The 15,662-nt window shown below is 66.2% G+C and carries 11 protein-coding genes; 6 read left to right on the top strand and 5 right to left on the bottom strand.

Annotated elements, in window-relative coordinates; all coding sequences use genetic code 11:
* Window positions 1-48 precede the first annotated feature (48 nt).
* The 3 genes from BMY12_RS11935 to BMY12_RS11930 all read right to left on the bottom strand — a co-directional run bounded on the left by BMY12_RS11935 (window position 49) and on the right by BMY12_RS11930 (window position 2,413).
* The gene (locus BMY12_RS11935) at window positions 49-1,083 is read right to left on the bottom strand and encodes an isocitrate/isopropylmalate dehydrogenase family protein (RefSeq protein ID WP_093286394.1); all 1,035 of its coding nucleotides are present in this window, start codon (window positions 1,081-1,083) and stop codon (window positions 49-51) included.
* Window positions 1,084-1,165: 82 nt separating this feature from the next.
* Complete coding sequence (locus BMY12_RS20340; protein WP_177188969.1) at window positions 1,166-1,333, bottom strand: hypothetical protein; 168 nt, start codon at window positions 1,331-1,333, stop codon at window positions 1,166-1,168.
* Between the two features lie 303 nt (window positions 1,334-1,636).
* Entirely contained in the window at window positions 1,637-2,413 is a 777-nt protein-coding gene (locus BMY12_RS11930; RefSeq protein WP_093286789.1) for an enoyl-CoA hydratase, read from the bottom strand.
* 172 nt (window positions 2,414-2,585) lie between these two features.
* Between BMY12_RS11930 and BMY12_RS11925 the strand changes: the two genes are divergently transcribed.
* Window positions 2,586-4,328 carry a ClcB-like voltage-gated chloride channel protein gene (locus BMY12_RS11925; RefSeq protein ID WP_218140175.1) on the top strand — a complete coding sequence of 581 codons (1,743 nt, stop codon included), beginning with the start codon at window positions 2,586-2,588 and terminating at the stop codon, window positions 4,326-4,328.
* Window positions 4,329-4,474: 146 nt separating this feature from the next.
* On the opposite strand, the gene ilvB is transcribed toward BMY12_RS11925, so the two are convergent.
* The gene (gene ilvB / locus BMY12_RS11920) at window positions 4,475-6,319 is read right to left on the bottom strand and encodes a biosynthetic-type acetolactate synthase large subunit (protein ID WP_093286388.1); all 1,845 of its coding nucleotides are present in this window, start codon (window positions 6,317-6,319) and stop codon (window positions 4,475-4,477) included.
* 113 nt (window positions 6,320-6,432) lie between these two features.
* On the opposite strand from ilvB, the gene ilvN reads away from it, so the two are divergent.
* The 4 genes from ilvN (at window position 6,433) to leuA (ending at window position 10,963) form a co-directional block, all read left to right on the top strand.
* On the top strand, window positions 6,433-6,939 hold the full coding sequence (gene ilvN / locus BMY12_RS11915) for an acetolactate synthase small subunit (protein ID WP_093286386.1): 507 nt from the start codon (window positions 6,433-6,435) through the stop codon (window positions 6,937-6,939).
* A gap of 68 nt (window positions 6,940-7,007) precedes the next feature.
* A complete protein-coding gene (ilvC, locus tag BMY12_RS11910) occupies window positions 7,008-8,024 on the top strand; it encodes a ketol-acid reductoisomerase (RefSeq protein WP_093286786.1) in 1,017 nt (338 codons plus the stop codon).
* A gap of 153 nt (window positions 8,025-8,177) precedes the next feature.
* Window positions 8,178-8,972, top strand: coding sequence for a CDP-diacylglycerol--serine O-phosphatidyltransferase (gene pssA, locus BMY12_RS11905; RefSeq protein ID WP_093286784.1), 795 nt, complete (start codon window positions 8,178-8,180; stop codon window positions 8,970-8,972).
* A 296-nt stretch (window positions 8,973-9,268) separates the two neighbouring features.
* Window positions 9,269-10,963, top strand: a complete 1,695-nt coding sequence (gene leuA, locus BMY12_RS11900) for a 2-isopropylmalate synthase (protein WP_093286781.1) — start codon at window positions 9,269-9,271, stop codon at window positions 10,961-10,963.
* Window positions 10,964-11,800: 837 nt separating this feature from the next.
* On the opposite strand, the gene acnA is transcribed toward leuA, so the two are convergent.
* On the bottom strand, window positions 11,801-14,452 hold the full coding sequence (gene acnA / locus BMY12_RS11895; RefSeq protein WP_093286383.1) for an aconitate hydratase AcnA: 2,652 nt from the start codon (window positions 14,450-14,452) through the stop codon (window positions 11,801-11,803).
* 159 nt (window positions 14,453-14,611) lie between these two features.
* Here acnA and BMY12_RS11890 point away from each other — a divergent pair, with 159 nt between their 5' ends.
* Window positions 14,612-15,661, top strand: coding sequence for a DMT family transporter (locus BMY12_RS11890; protein ID WP_093286380.1), 1,050 nt, complete (start codon window positions 14,612-14,614; stop codon window positions 15,659-15,661).
* Window position 15,662 lies beyond the last annotated feature (1 nt).

Raw genomic sequence — 15,662 nt, 5'->3', positions numbered from 1 at the left:
ACTAAGTAACGCTTTGCGCTGAGCACGCCCGCCAAGCCGTAGCCAACATCATCCGTTCCGAATCCTACTCACCAGCGCCTGCGTAAACCCCTTCGTATTCGCGCTCCCGCCCAAATCCCCCGTCCGCACCTGATCCACATTCAACGTGTCGTCGATAGCCTTGCGCAGGCGCGTGGCTTGTTCGCTGAGCTTGAGATGGTCGAGCATCATCGCCGCCGCGAGCAGCAGGGCGATGGGGTTGGCGATGCCCTTGCCGGCGATGTCAGGTGCGGAGCCGTGTACGGCTTCGAAGATCGCGGCGTCTGCGCCGATGTTGGCGCCGGGCGCCATGCCCAGGCCGCCGACCAGGCCGGCGACCAGATCGGAGAGGATGTCGCCGAACAGATTGGTGGTCACCAGCACGTCGAACTGCCAGGGGTCTTGCACCAGCTTCATGGCGCAGGCATCGACGATGATCTCGCCCATCTGCACGCGGCCGTGGTAGCGCTTTTCCAGATACAGATCGCGCGCGGTCTCCAGGAAGATGCCGGTGAGCGCCTTCATGATGTTGGCCTTGTGTACCACGGTCACCTTCTTGCGGCCGGTGGCGATGGCGTAGTCGAAGGCGTATTCGAGAATGCGGCGGCAGCCCTGACGGGTGTTGATGCCGGTGGACATGCCCACGGCATGCGGATCGCCGTCGATGGGGATGAAGTGCTCATAGCCCATGTACAGGCCTTCGACGTTTTCGCGCACCACCACCAGATCGATGTTGTCGTAACGCTTGCCGGGAATGATGGTGCGCGCCGGCCGCAGGTTGGCGTAGAGCTTGAACTCTTCACGCAGTCGCACATTGCTGGAGCGATAGCCGCCACCGGAGGGCGTTTCCAGCGGGCCCTTGAGCGCCAGACGGGTGCGACGGATGGAGTCCAGCGCCGCCTGCGGCAGCGGATCGCCGGCGGCCTTGACGCCAGCGGCGCCCGCCTGCTGCACATCCCAGTCGAAGGACAGGCCCAGGGCATCGAGTACGGCGAGCGTGGCGTCCATGATTTCAGGGCCGATGCCGTCGCCAGGGATGAGGGTCGCAGGAATGGGAGTGCTCATGACCGTTTTGTCCGGATTGTGGTGGGGGTAAGGACTGCAATGTCGGGCTGGCGCCCCTGCGCGCAAGAAGCTTGCCGGTGCATCAGCGCGCCGCGCCGCGTAACAGGCGCGAGCCGATGCGCAGGGGTTTCATTTCGGCGGCATCTTCGCCGGCCCCGGCTGCTTTGTCTTTGCGCTCGGGCAAGTCCGAGCCGGGAGCTTTGCTGGGGGCGGCGGTTTTGGCGGGGCGCTTGCGATGGGGCTTGCTCATCGATCGAGCATAGCGCTTGCTCCGCCGGGCGCCCAGAACAAGCGACGCGGGAGCGGGTTCTGCCGCCGGCGGTGATGCGTTGGTGGCGGAAACGGAGCAGGGCGGCTTTTCGGCTGCCGTGTCGCGTCGTGATGGGAGAGGGAGTAGTTGTTGCCGAGAGGGATTGTTGCTTGATCGGGCGGCTCGCACCCTCTCCCCCGGCCCCTCTCCCGCGAGGGGAGAGGGGAGCACGGCTTGCAACGCGCTTCGGCTCCTTTCTCGACAGCCGTCGGGATCGGGAGCGTGTTTGCTGCGGATCGCGCCTTACTTGAACTTCGAAAAATCCGGCTTGCGCTTGGCGGTCATCGCGGTGAGCGCTTCGCGGGCTTCGTCGCCGCGCAGCATGCTGGTGAAGTGCACGGCTTCGAGCAGGATGGTGTCCTTGATCATGGCCGCGTCCTGGCGCTTGAGCAGGGCCTTGGTGGTGCGCAGGGCCTGCGGCGCCTGTTCGGCCAGGCGACGGGCCTTGGCCTGCGCGACTGGCAGCACCTGATCGGCGGGCAGCACGGCGTTGATCAGGCGCGCGTCCAGCGCCTTGGCGGCGGTGAAGGGCTCGGCCAGCATCACCAGCTCGGCGGCCTGCACGTGGCCGATATTGCGCGGCAGCAGCACGCTGGAGGCGTACTCCGGGCAGATGCCGATGTTGACGAAGGGCATGAGAAAGCGCGCGTTCTCGGCGGCATAGGCCAGATCGACATGGAACAGCAGGGTGGTGCCGATGCCCACGGCCGGGCCGGTGATGGCGGCGACCACGGGCTTTTCGAAGGCGGCCAGCTCCAGCATGAAGCGCAGCACCGGCGCGTCGGGCGAGGGCGCGGGCGGGGCCTGGAGGAAGTCCTGCAGATCATTGCCGCTGCAGAAGCTGTCGCCGGTGCCGGTGATCAGCAGCACGCGCACCTCGTCGTTCTTCGCGGCGGCGGCCACCACGTCGGCCATCGCCGCGTACATGTCCTGGTTCAGCGCATTCTTCTTTTCGGGGCGGTTGATGCGCAGGGTCAGCACGCGGTCCTGCAGCTCGGTCTGGATATTCGGATTACTCATGGTGATTTTCAGGGCTCGATAAAAAATGGGTGCGGCAATGCTACAGCTTGCGGAACTCGAAGGCAGCGGCGCCTCCTCCTTGTTGACGATTCCCGCGGCCATGGGACTGCTGCGCGCCGGCAGAAAAACTGGAATCTAGAATGAGGTCCAGAACTTTTAGGAGCCGATGCTCTTGAACGGCGAGCCGCCGCGTTCCGCCTTCGCGCCGATCTGGCGCCGGCTGCGCTCGGGCGCGCTGTGGGTGGCGGTGGCGCTGGCCCTGCCGATCGGGGTGCTGGCGGCACTGCTGACCAGCGCCTTCCGGCTCGGCATCGAGGCGCTGGACAGCGCGCTGCTGGGCTCGCAGGCCGATATCACGGTGCATTTCGCGGCGCTGCCCTGGTACTGGCGTCTGCTGCTGCCCACGCTCGGCGCGCTGCTGGCCGGCGCTCTGCTGAGCTGGGAGCGGCGCCTGCGCCGGGAGCCCGGCGAGCGCGATTACATGGAGGCGATTGCCGAAGGCGATGGCCGCGTGCCCCTGCGCAGCTCGCTGCTGCGCGCGACCTCGTCCCTGGCCACCATCGTCAGCGGCGGCTCCATCGGCCGCGAAGGCGCGATGGTGCAGCTGGCGGCGCTGAGCGGTTCGCTCAGTGGCCGGCGCTGGGCGGACAGCAGCACCTTGCGGCTGTGCACCGCCTGCGGCGCGGCGGCGGGTCTGGCCTCGGTGTATCACACGCCCCTGGCCGGGGCGATGTTCGTGGCCGAGGTGGTGCTGGGCTCGATCACCGTGGAGCGCCTGATCCCGCTGTTCGCCGCTGCGGTGACGGCCACGCTCACGGTGCATGCACTGGGCAGCGAGGCGGCGCCGTTTGCGCTGGCGCAGGGCGGCGCGCAGCTGGGCGGTGGCGGACTGGCGCTGCTGCTGGTCGTCGGCCTCGCGGCCGGCCTGCTGGGGCCGCCGTTTCTGGCGCTGCTGGATCGCGCGCGGCGGGTTTTCCTGCGGGTGCCCGCGCCGCTGGTGCTGCGCATGGCGCTGGGCGCCTTGCTGATGGGCGCGATCACCCTGCTGGTGCCGGAGGTCGCGGGCAATGGTTATGAGCCCATCCGCGCGATTCTGCACGAGGCGCCGCTGTCCGTGCCGGTGGGCTGGCTGCTGCTGGCCAAGATCGCGGCCACGCTGCTGATCGCCGGTTCCGGCGCCATCGGCGGCATCTTCACGCCGGCGCTGTTCATCGGTGCGGCCCTGGGCAGCCTGATCGCCGGCGCGGCAGCGGCGCTGCCGGTGCCGGGACTGTCAGCCGACACCGTGCTGCTGGCGCTGGTGGGCATGGGCGCGTTCATGACGGCGGTGAGCCACGCGCCCTTGATGTCGATTCTGATGGTCTTCGAGATGACCATGGACGCGAGCCTGCTGCTGCCGCTGATGTGCGGCTGCGTGCTGGCCTACACGGTCTCGGGCTTGTTCCGTCGCCGGAACTCGCTGTACGCGGTGCTGGATCGCCGCCAGCTCAAGGCTTCGGAGATCCGCGCTTACGAGGCCACGCCACTGGCGCAGCTGGTGCGGCCGCCGAGCAAGACCCTGGCGCCGGATGCCACGCTCGCCGAGGCGCACGAGCTGTTCGGCCTTGCGCGGCGCCGGTATCTGCATGTGATCGATGCGCAGGGGCGTTTCGTGGGCGCGCTGTCCGTGCATCGCCTGCATGAGGTGCTGTACCGCTCGCCCAGCAGCGCCAGCGCGCCGGTGAAGGACTATCTGGAGAGCGACTTCCTGATTCTGCCTGCGCATCTGACCCTGGCGCAGGCCTGGGATGCGCTTACGCACTTGCCGGTGGACTGGCTGCCGGTGGTGGACGATCTGCAGCACCGCCACGTGCTGGGCGTGATCAGCAAGCGCGAGATTCTGGCGCGGGTGACCGAGCTGCGCCGCGAGCGCTGAACAAGGTCCTGTGCCGCCCGAAGCCTTTGGTCATTCCCGTGCAAGCGGGAATCCAGTGCACGGTATCGGACGAGCGCGATGCCTGATCGCTGGATGCCCGCTTGCGCGGGCATGACAGCGGTTCTTCTGTGAGGACAGCAGATTTTTTAGAACATCTGCGTGCTCGCCGCGTCCACCTTGGTGGGCTGCGGCGCGCTGCTGCGCGAGGCGATCCAGTCGCCGGTGATCATCTGTTCGTAGGTCTGACCGGGGCCGACCATGGGATACACCGAGGCCATGGGGTCGATCATCACTTCCAGGAAGGCCGGGGCGGGGCAGGCGATGAACTCGGCGATCACGCGCTCCAGATCGTCCTTCTTCTCCACGCGCGCCGCGAACTTGTAGCCATCGGCCTTGGCGGCCAGCACGAAGTCCTTCTGGTGCAGGGTCTTGTCCGAACCCGAGTAGCGCGATTCGAAGAACAGGCGCTGCCACTGCTTGACCATGCCGTCGCCGTTGTTGTTGAGCACGACGATCTTCACCGGCACGTTGTAGGTGGTGGCGGTTTCCAGCTCGCCGAAGTTCATGCGGATGGAAGCGTCGCCGTCGATGTCGATGACGATGCGATCCTTCTGCGCAAACGCAGCGCCCAGGGCCGCCGGCAGGCCGAAGCCCATGGTGCCCATGGAACCCGAGGTCAGCCACAGACGCGGGCGGGCGAAGTCGAAGTACTGTGCGGCCCACATCTGGTGCTGGCCGACGCCGGTGGCGACGATGGCCTCGCCCTTGGTGAGGCGGTTGATGGCCTCGATCACCGCATGCGGCTGGATGTAGTCGCCGCCGCGCTCGTAATTCATCGCGTACTTCTGCTTGAGCTCGGCGATGTGCGCGTGCCACTGCGTGTAGTCGGGCGTAAAGCCGCTGCTCTGCAGATGCTCGCGCAGCGCGCCCAGGGCCTGGTTCAGCTCGCCGACGTGGTGCCAGTGCACCGCCTTGACCTTGTTGATCTCGGAAGGATCGATGTCCAGATGCGCGATGGCCTTGGTATTGCGCGCAAACTTGCCCGGCACGCCGGCGACGCGGTCGTCGAAGCGCGCGCCGATGGCGATCAGGAAGTCGCAGTCGTCGGTGGCGTAGTTGGCGAAGGCGGTGCCGTGCATGCCCAGCATCTGCAGGCACAGCGGGTCGCGGGTGTCCACGGCGCCGATGCCCATCAGCGTGGTGGTGACCGGAATGCCGAAGGTCTGCGACAGCGCGCGCAGCGCTTCGGAAGCCTCGCCCAGCACCACGCCGCCGCCGGCGTAGATCAGCGGGCGCTTGGCGGCGCGCAGCAGCTGGGCGAAGGACTCGGCCTTGGCCGCGTCCAGTCGGTTTTCATAGACCTCGCGCAGCCGCGCGCGATAGCCGGGCAGGGGCAGCACGCCCTCGCCACGGAACACGCCGCTCCAGTTCTGCACGTCCTTGGGGATGTCCACCACCACCGGGCCCGGACGGCCGGTGCGCGCGATTTCAAAGGCGCTGCGCAGCGTGGCTTCCAGGCGCGTGGGCTCGGTGACCAGGAACACGTGCTTGGCGGCGGCGCCCATGATCGAGCTGATCGGCGCCTCCTGGAAGGCATCGGTGCCGACCGCGGCGGTGGGCACCTGGCCGCAGATCACCACCATGGGAATGGAGTCGGCGTAGCAGTCGCGCACCGGGGTGACGGTATTGGTGGCGCCGGGGCCGGAGGTGACCATGCACACGCCGACCTTGCCGGAGGCGCGCGAGTAGCCGGCGGCCATGAAGGCGGCGGCCTGCTCGTTGGCGGGCACGATCAGCGGGATGGCGTCGCGGCCGTCCTGGCCGTGCTCGGCGTTGTAGCGGAAGATCGCGTCGTAGCTGGGCAGAATCGCGCCGCCGCTGTAGCCGAAGACCGCGCCTACGCCTTCGTCGGCCAGAATCTGTACGACGATTTCGGCGCCACTCAAGGTCTTGCCGGCGAGAGGATGGGGCTTGGTGCGGGCAGCGTTCATGGGCTTGCGGCTGCTAGGGAATCGGGCGGGGGCGCGATATTAGCGGTTTTTGCCGCCCCGGGCCTAGGTTTGAGGATGATTTATTGGCGCGTTGACACTAAGATGCGCGCCCTATGCGTCACATCATCTCGATTCTGCTGGAAAACGAAGCCGGTGCCCTGGCCCGGGTGGCGGGCATGTTTTCCTCGCGCGGTTACAACATCGACTCGCTGTCGGTGGCCCCTACTCATGACCCGGCGGTCTCGCGTCTGACCCTGGTCACCAGCGGCTCGGACGCGGTGATCGAGCAGATCATCAAGCAGACCCGCAAGCTGGTGGACGTGGTGGAGATCGCGGACCTCTCCAGCGCCCCGCACATCGAGTCGGAGCTGGTGATCGTCAAGGTGGATCTGCCGCCGGAGAAGGCCAATGCCTTCATCCACTGCGTGCGCGACCACCACGCCATCGCCCTCGATGGCACCGACAACACGCGCACCGTGCAGCTGGCCGGCAGCGGCGCGCAGATCGAAGCCTTCATCGCTGCACTCAGCGCCTTCTCCACGGTGCTGGAGCTGGTACGCAGCGGTGTGGCCGCCGTGGCCATCGGCCATCAGGTCGTCACCCCGGCCAAGAGCGCCTGAGCCCTTTTTTAGTAACCGGGTCCGCCGCAAGCGGCCCTCATAAGTCAGACTGGAGTTTTCCCGTGAGCATCAACGTTTACTACGACAAAGACGCCGACCTTTCGATCATCCAGTCGAAGAAGGTCGCCATCATCGGCTATGGCTCGCAGGGCCATGCCCACGCCCTGAACCTCAAGGACAGCGGCGTCGATGTCGTCGTGGCGCTGCGTCCGGGTTCGGCCACCGCCAAGAAGGTCGAGGCCGGCGGCCTCAAGGTCAAGAACGTGGCGGAAGCCTGCGCCTGGGCCGACCTGGTGATGATCCTCACCCCGGACGAGTTCCAGTCCGAGCTCTACAAGAACGAGATCGAGCCGAACATCAAGAAGGGCTCGACCCTGGCTTTCGCCCACGGCTTCGCCATCCACTTCAACCAGGTGGTGCCGCGCGCCGATCTGGACGTGATCATGGTTGCGCCCAAGGCGCCGGGCCACACCGTGCGCAACGAGTATACCAAGGGTGGCGGCATTCCCGACCTGATCGCGGTCTACCAGGACGCCAGCGGCAACGCCAAGAACGTGGCGCTGTCCTACGCCTCCGCCATCGGCGGCGGCCGCTCGGGCATCATCGAAACCACCTTCAAGGACGAGTGCGAAACCGATCTGTTCGGTGAGCAGGCCGTGCTCTGCGGCGGTGCCGTGGAACTGGTCAAGGCCGGCTTCGAAACCCTGGTGGACGCCGGCTACGCGCCGGAGATGGCCTACTTCGAGTGCCTGCACGAGCTCAAGCTGATCGTGGACCTCATGTACGAAGGCGGCATCGCCACCATGAACTACTCGATCTCGAACAACGCCGAGTACGGCGAGTACGTGACGGGTCCCAAGGTCATCAACGAGGAATCGCGCAAGGCCATGAAGCAGGCCCTGCTCGACATCCAGACCGGCAAGTACGCGAAGGCCTTCGTCGCCGAAGGCAAGCTCGGCTATCCGGAAATGACCGCGATGCGCCGCCTCAACGCCGCGCACCCCATCGAGCAGACCGGTGGCAAGCTGCGCGCGATGATGCCCTGGATCGGCAAGAACAAGCTGGTCGACAAGAGCCGCAACTAAAACTTCGTCGCGTGCTGGCGGTCGGAATCGGCGCCAGCGGCGACGAGGCGTGAGTCTGAGGAGGGCGCCAGGCGGCGCCCTCCTTGTTTGCGAAAGCGGGATTGTCACGCGGCATCGACTAAGATGCCGCCGGTTCACCTGGGGATGGAAGGCATGAGCGAAACCGCGCCGCGTCCGCGCCGCAAGGGCATCTACCTGCTGCCCAATCTGTTCACCACCGGCACCCTGTTCGGCGGCTTCTACGCGATCGTCATGGCCATGGCCGGGCGCTTCGAGCCGGCGGCGCTGGGCGTGCTGGTGGCGATGATCGCCGACGGCATGGACGGCCGCATCGCGCGCATGACCAACACCCAGAGCGATTTCGGCAAGGAATACGATTCGCTCTGCGACATGGTCGCCTTCGGCGTCGCGCCGGCGATTCTGATCTACAGCTTTTCCCTGCATTACCTGGGCGACTACCGCGCCCTGGGCGGCAAGCTCGGCTGGGTGATCGCCTTCGCCTACACCGCCTGCGCGGCCCTGCGTCTGGCGCGCTTCAATGTGCTGGCGGCGATTGCCAGCTCCAACAAGGATTTCTACGGCGTGCCCAGCCCCGCCGCCGCCGCCGTGGTGACCTTCTTCGTGTGGAGCTGCGTGGACGACAGCCATTCGCTGTTTTCCTGGCTGTCCGGGCGCGTGCCCTTCGACGGCAGCGATGTGCTGTGGCTGGCGGCGCCGCTGACCCTGCTCACCGCGCTGTCGATGGTGTCCAGCATCCGCTACAACAGCTTCAAGAAGCTCAATCTCAATGGCCGCATGCGCTTCTTGTCCTTCGCGGCGGTGGTGGGGGTGCTGGCCCTGCTGATGATCGATCCGCCGCGCATCCTGTTCCTGAGCTTCGTGGCCTACGCGCTGTCCGGGCCGGCGGCGGTGCTGTGGCGGCGGCTGCGTCGCCGGCACAGCGCCTGAAGCCGTTCGTCCCGTTCATCACCACCTTCGTGCGCCGGGGTTTTGCACCTGCGCAAATTCGTTTATAGTCGCCGGCCATGAACCGCGACCGCCACACTGTTTCCGCTGCAGCCCGCAAGGCCGGGCCGGCGCGCGCGTTCTTCCTGCTTTCGGGTCTGCTCCTTCTGCCGTAAGGCAGACATAGAGCCGCGCCAGCTCGGGGCCGAAACCGCGCAAACCAAGACCCAATCCCAGAACCCCGCCGCAGCGGCAGCGATGTACGTTGCGGCCCGATGCCCAGGAAAGCTGCCATGGCCATGTTGCAAGACCCGTCCAAGAAATACCGTCCCTTCGCCCCGGTGCATCTGCGTGACCGCAGCTGGCCGGACGCCACCATCACCCGCGCGCCGACCTGGTGCTCGGTGGATCTGCGCGACGGCAACCAGGCGCTCATCGAGCCGATGAACGCCGAGCGCAAGCTGCGCATGTTCCAGCAGCTGGTGAAGGTGGGCTTCAAGCAGATCGAGGTCGGCTTTCCCAGCGCCTCGCAGACCGAGTTCGACTTCATCCGCGGCCTGATCGAACAAAAGCACATTCCGGATGACGTCACCATCCAGATCCTGACCCAGTCGCGCGAGCCGCTGATCCGCCGCAGCTTCGAGGCGCTGAAAGGGGCGCGCCGCGCCATCGTGCACTTCTACAACGCCGTGGCGCCGGTGATGCGCCGCGTGGTGTTCAACATGAATCTCGACGAGGTGGTCGAGCTGGCGGTGACCCATGCGCGCCTGATCAAGCAGCTGGCCGAGGAAAATCCCGAGACCGAGTGGCACTTCGAGTATTCGCCGGAAATGTTCTCCGGCACCGAGCTGGAATTCTCCAGGCGCATCGTCGATGCCGTGAGCGAGGTGTTCCAGCCCACGCCGCAGCGCCCGCTGATCGTCAACCTGCCGTCGACGGTGGAGCATTCCACGCCCAACATCTTCGCCGACATGGTGGAGTGGATGCACCGCAATCTGCAGCGCCGCGACAGCATCGTGCTGTCCATCCATCCGCACAATGACCGCGGCACGGGCACGGCGGCCGGCGAGTTCGCGCTGATGGCCGGCGCCGACCGCATCGAAGGCTGCCTGTTCGGCAATGGCGAGCGCACCGGCAATGTCGATGTGGTGAACATGGCCCTGAACATGTACACCCAGGGCGTGCATCCGCAGCTGGACTTCTCGGACATCGACGAAATCCGCCGCACCGTGGAGTACTGCAATCAGCTGCCGGTGGGGCCGCGTCATCCTTACGTGGGGGATCTGGTGTTCACCTCGTTCTCCGGCTCGCATCAGGACGCGATCAAGAAGGCCTTCAATGCGCGCGGCGAGAACGACATCTGGGAGATGCCTTATCTGCCCATCGATCCCCTGGACCTGGGGCGCAGCTACGAGGCGGTGATCCGCGTCAACTCGCAGTCGGGCAAGGGTGGCATCACCTATCTGCTGGAGCAGGAATTCGGCTTGTCGCTGCCACGCCGTCTGCAGATCGAATTCAGCCAGGCGGTGCAGCAGGTGATGGACGACACCGGCAAGGAAATGAGCGCGGCCGATATCGGTGCGATCTTCCAGCGAGAATATTTCGACGCCGCTGCTCCCTACGGCTATGTCTCGCACCATCTGGTGGAGGATTCCACGCGTGATCTGGTGGAGCTGGGCACCGAAGTCAGCATCGACGGTCGCGGCCACAAGCTGAAAGGCCAGGGCAATGGTCCCATCGACGCCTTCACTGCCGCGCTCTCGCAGCTGGTGGGCGAGAAGATCACGGTGGTGGACTATCACGAGCACGCCATCACCAGCGGTGCGGATGCGGCGGCGGTGACGTATATCGAGCTGAAGCTGGGTGAGAGTCGCGCGCTGTTTGGTGTGGGACGTGATTCCAATATCGTCACGGCCTCGCTGAAGGCGATTCTCTCGGGCCTGAACCGCGCCCTGGCGCAGCGGGCCGCCCAGCCCCGCAAGCGCGTGGCCTGAGCGCCTCGCAGCCGCAAAGCCTCAACGTAGGTGTAGGGCGGGTTAGGCGCGATAGCGCCGTAACCCGCCAGGCTTTGCTGTTTGTTGCTTCGTGTTGTTCTAGATCTAGCCTTGGTTTCGTGCGCGCTTCGGCGCCCGAGGTACTTCTCTTTGCTCGTGCAAAGAGAAGTACCCAAGAGAAAGCACGCCCTACGCCTCGCATCCGTCGCCGCTCACGCGGCGCCGGCAGCCTGCGCGGCTCCGCGTGCTCGGGGCCGTTGCAGACGCGCCATCCATGGCGCGGCTGCAACTGAGCCGAACTTCCTGTTCGGCTCTCCCACTGCGCTCGCTACGCTGCTCGGTGCGAGGCAAAGGGGGTTAAAGGCAACAACAAAGCACTGCGCAGCGACGCTCATCGCTCGAAGCTGCTTTTACTGTGGCTTTTGAAGTTGGGGTCCCCGTCTCTGGCGCTGAGCTGTGCGGCGAGCGCAGGGGAGAGCAGGACACGATGTCCGGCTCAGTTGCGTACAGGCCATGGATGGCCTGTGCGCGACGGCCCCGAGCACGTTGCACAGCGAAGGCACCCGCGTAGCGGGCGCCAGAGCCGGGGTGTGCTTTCTCTTGCTTACTTCTCTTTGCACAAGCAAAGAGAGCAGAAGCGACCTACGGGGGAGCTTCTGCGGCCGCCGCCGAAGGGCGGTGGAAGAAGCCAATAGATTGAGAGACAAACTCAGCCACAAACAACAAAGCCAAAGCGGCGGGTTACGGCGCTCACGCGCCTAACCCGCCCTACGGGCTACGACGGGCTACGGGCGACGTTCCGGGCCCATCGCGCGATGGGCCGGCGAGAAGCGCGCACTACGCTGCCATCTGTCGCAGCATGTACGGCAGCACACCGCCGTGCTCGTAGTAGTCCCACTCCTTCGGCGTATTGATACGCACCGTCACGGTGAACTTCAGCGTGCGGCCGTCGGCCTTGCGGGCGATCACCTGCAGCTGGCGCGCGCCGCGCTGCAGGCCTTCGAGGTCGTACTGCTCGCTGCCGTCGAGGCCCAGGCTTTGGGCGCTCTGGCCATCGACGAAGTTCAGCGGCAACACGCCCATGCCCACCAGATTGGAACGGTGGATGCGCTCGAAGCTCTCCGAGATCACGGCCCTGACGCCCAGCAGCAGGGTGCCCTTGGCCGCCCAGTCGCGCGAGGAGCCGGTGCCGTATTCCTTGCCGGCCAGCACAATCAGCGGCACACCAGCCTGCTGATAGCGCATCGCCGCATCGTAAATGCTCAAGACCTCGCCGCTGGGAATGTGCTTGGTGACGCCGCCTTCGATGCCGGGTGTCATGGCGTTCCTGATGCGGGTGTTGGCGAAGGTGCCGCGCATCATCACCTCGTGATTGCCGCGTCGGGAACCGAAGCTGTTGAAGTCGGCCTTCTGCACACCACGCGCCTGCAGGTACAGTCCGGCCGGACCGTCCTTCTTGATGTCGCCGGCCGGCGAGATGTGATCGGTGGTGATGGAATCGCCCAGCAGGGCCAGACAGCGCGCACCGTGCAGGGCCTGCACACCGGGCGCGGTGCGGCTCATGCCGACGAAGTAGGGCGGGTTCTGGATGTAGGTGCTCTGCGCGTCCCAGGGATACGTGTCGGAGCGTGCCACCTGTATACCCTGCCAGCGCGCATCACCGCTGAGCACCTGCGCATAGCTCTTGCGGAACAGCTCGCTGCTGACGCTGGCGGCCACCAGCTGCTGAATCTCCTGATTGCTGGGCCAGATGTCTTTCAGGAACACCTCGCGGCCATCGCTGCCCTGGCCGATGGGCTCGCGCGTCAGATCGATATTCGTACTGCCGGCCAGCGCGTACGCCACCACCAGCGGCGGCGAGGCGAGATAGTTCATGCGCACGTCCTGGTGCACGCGGCCCTCGAAATTGCGATTGCCGGAGAGCACGGCCGAGACGCTGAGCGTGTGGTCGTTGATGGCTTTGCTGATCGGATCGTCCAGCGGCCCGGAGTTGCCGATGCAGGTCGTGCAGCCGTAGGCGCTGACGTAGAAGCCCAGGGCTTCCAGGTCTTCCAGCAGGCCGGCCTTGGCCAGATATTCGGTGACCGCCTTGGAGCCGGGCGCCAGCGAGGTCTTCACCCAGGGCTTGCTGCGCAGGCCCAGGGCGCGCGCCTTCTTCGCCAGCAGGCCCGCGCCGATCAGCACGCTGGGATTGGAGGTGTTGGTGCAGGAGGTGATGGCGGCAATCACCACCGCGCCGTCTTCCAGCGCGAAGTCCTCGTTCTTGTGCCGCACGCGCACCACGCCCTTGCTGGGCCGGGCTTTCTGTTCAGCGGCGAAAGCCTGCTGGAAATTGGCTTTCACCTCTGCCAGCAGCACGCGATCCTGCGGGCGCTTGGGGCCGGCGAGACTGGGCTGGATGCTGGACAGGTCCAGATGCAGCACATCGCTGTACTGCGCCTCGGGCGCATCCGGCGTCCACCACATGCCTTGCGCCTGCGCATAGGCCTTCACTCGCGCGATGTGTGCTTCGCTGCGTCCGGTGAGGCGCAGATAGCGCAGGGTTTCCTCGTCGATGGGGAAGATGCCGCAGGTGGCGCCGTACTCCGGCGCCATATTGCCGATGGTGTTGCGGTCCGAGGCCGACAGGTTCGCCAGGCCCGGCCCGAAGAACTCCACGAACTTCTCCACCACGCCGCGCTTGCGCAGCAGCTGCGTGACGGTGAGCACCAGATCGGTGGCGGTGGCGCCTTCGGCCAGCTGCCCGCTCAGACGCACGCCGATCACTTCCGGAATCAGCATGGAAGAAGGCTGGCCCAGCATCGCCGCCTCGGCCTCGATGCCGCCCACGCCCCAGCCCAGCACGCCGATGCCATTGACCATGGTGGTGTGGCTGTCGGTGCCGAAGCAGCTGTCCGGGTACAGCAGACCGTCCTTCTCGAACACCACGCGCGCCAGATACTCGATGTTCACCTGATGCACGATGCCGGTGTCCGGCGGCACCACCTTGAAGTTCTGCAGCGCCTCCTGGCCCCAGCGCAGAAAGGTGTAGCGCTCCTGATTGCGCTGGAATTCGATTTTCGCGTTGAGATCCAGCGCCTCGCGGCTGCCGTAGTGATCGATCATCACCGAGTGGTCGATCACCAGCTCCACCGGACAAAGGGGATTGACCTTGCGCATATCGCCGCCGAGCGCCTTCATGGCGTCGCGCATCGCGGCCAGATCCACCACGCAGGGCACGCCAGTGAAGTCCTGCAGCACCACGCGCGCCGGGGTGAAGTTGATGTCCTTGACGGGGAGCTTGCGAAAGTCCGCGCCGGCCAGGGCCTCGATGTCGGCCACCGTGGTGTTGACGCCGTCCTCGTGGCGCAGCAGGTTTTCCAGCAGCACCTTGATCGAGTAGGGCAGGCGGCTGATGTTGAAGTGCGGTTCCAGCGCCGCGAGGCTGTAGTACTGGTAGCGCTGATCACCGACTTGCAGCGTGGCGCGGGCCTTGAAGCTGTTGGTCATGGCTGCGGTCTCCGTGTGCGGGCGGAACGATGCGTCCGTGCTGCGCCGCACCGGGCTCCGATGAAACGATTATGGCCGCTCACGACGCAGGGTGCATGCGCCCTCATCGGCTCGGATGCATGCGTGGCGCCAGGCTGTCGCAGGGCTTAGGCTTTCACCATGATCAAGCTAGGCAATCTGCACGAACCCGGCGTGCTCGCGGCGCTGGGTTCGGCGCTGCTGTTCGGACTGGGCACGCCGCTGGCCAAGCAGCTGCTGGCGGACCTCAATCCCTGGCTGCTCGCGGGCCTCCTGTACCTGGGCTCTGGCCTGGGCATGAGTCTGTACCGCCGCATCAGCGGCGCGCAGCCGGTGCAGCTGCCGGCGGCGGAGCGTGGCTGGCTGGCGGGCGCCGTGCTGTGCGGCGGCGTGGTGGCGCCGGTGCTGCTGATGCTGGGGCTGCGGGGGCTGCCGGCCTCCGATGCCAGCCTGCTGCTCAATGCCGAGGCGGTGTTCACGGCGCTGCTGGCCTGGTTTGCCTTTCGCGAGAACGTCGATCGTCGCGTCGCCTTCGGCATGCTGGCCATCGTGGCGGGTGCGGTGCTGCTCAGCTGGCCGGCGCGGCCGCATCTGAGCGCGCTGGGACCGGCGCTGCTGGTGCTGGCCGCCTGTCTGTGCTGGGCGCTGGACAACAATCTCACGCGCAAGCTGTCGCTGAGCGATGCCAGCTGGATCGCCGCCTTCAAGGGTGTGGCATCGGGCGGCGTGAACGTGACGCTGGCCTTGAGCCTGGGCGCGCAGCTGCCGACGCCGACGCAGCTGCTGCAGGCGCTGCTGCTGGGCTTTGTCGCTTATGGCCTGAGCCTGAGCCTGTTCGTGCTGGCGCTGCGCCGGCTCGGCACCGCGCGTACCGGCGCGTATTTCTCGGTGGCGCCGTTCTTCGGCGCGCTGCTGGCTCTGGCGCTGGGCGAAAGCGCAAGCCTGCGCCTGGGCGCCGCGGGCTTATTGATGGCTTACGGCGTGTGGCTGCACCTGAGCGAGCGCCACGAGCATGCCCACCACCATGAGCCGATGCAGCACGATCACGAGCATGTGCACGATGCGCATCACCAGCACGAACACGAGGCGCCGGTGGCGCCGGGCACGCGTCATCGTCATCCGCATCGGCATGAAGCGCTGACGCACCGGCACGCGCATTTTCCCGATGCGCATCACCGCCACCGGCATTGAA

It is taken from the genome of Solimonas aquatica, from assembly GCF_900111015.1.
Taxonomy (GTDB): domain Bacteria; phylum Pseudomonadota; class Gammaproteobacteria; order Nevskiales; family Nevskiaceae; genus Solimonas; species Solimonas aquatica.
Note: the sequence above shows the minus strand (reverse complement) of the source record. Positions and strands in the feature narration are given on the sequence as shown.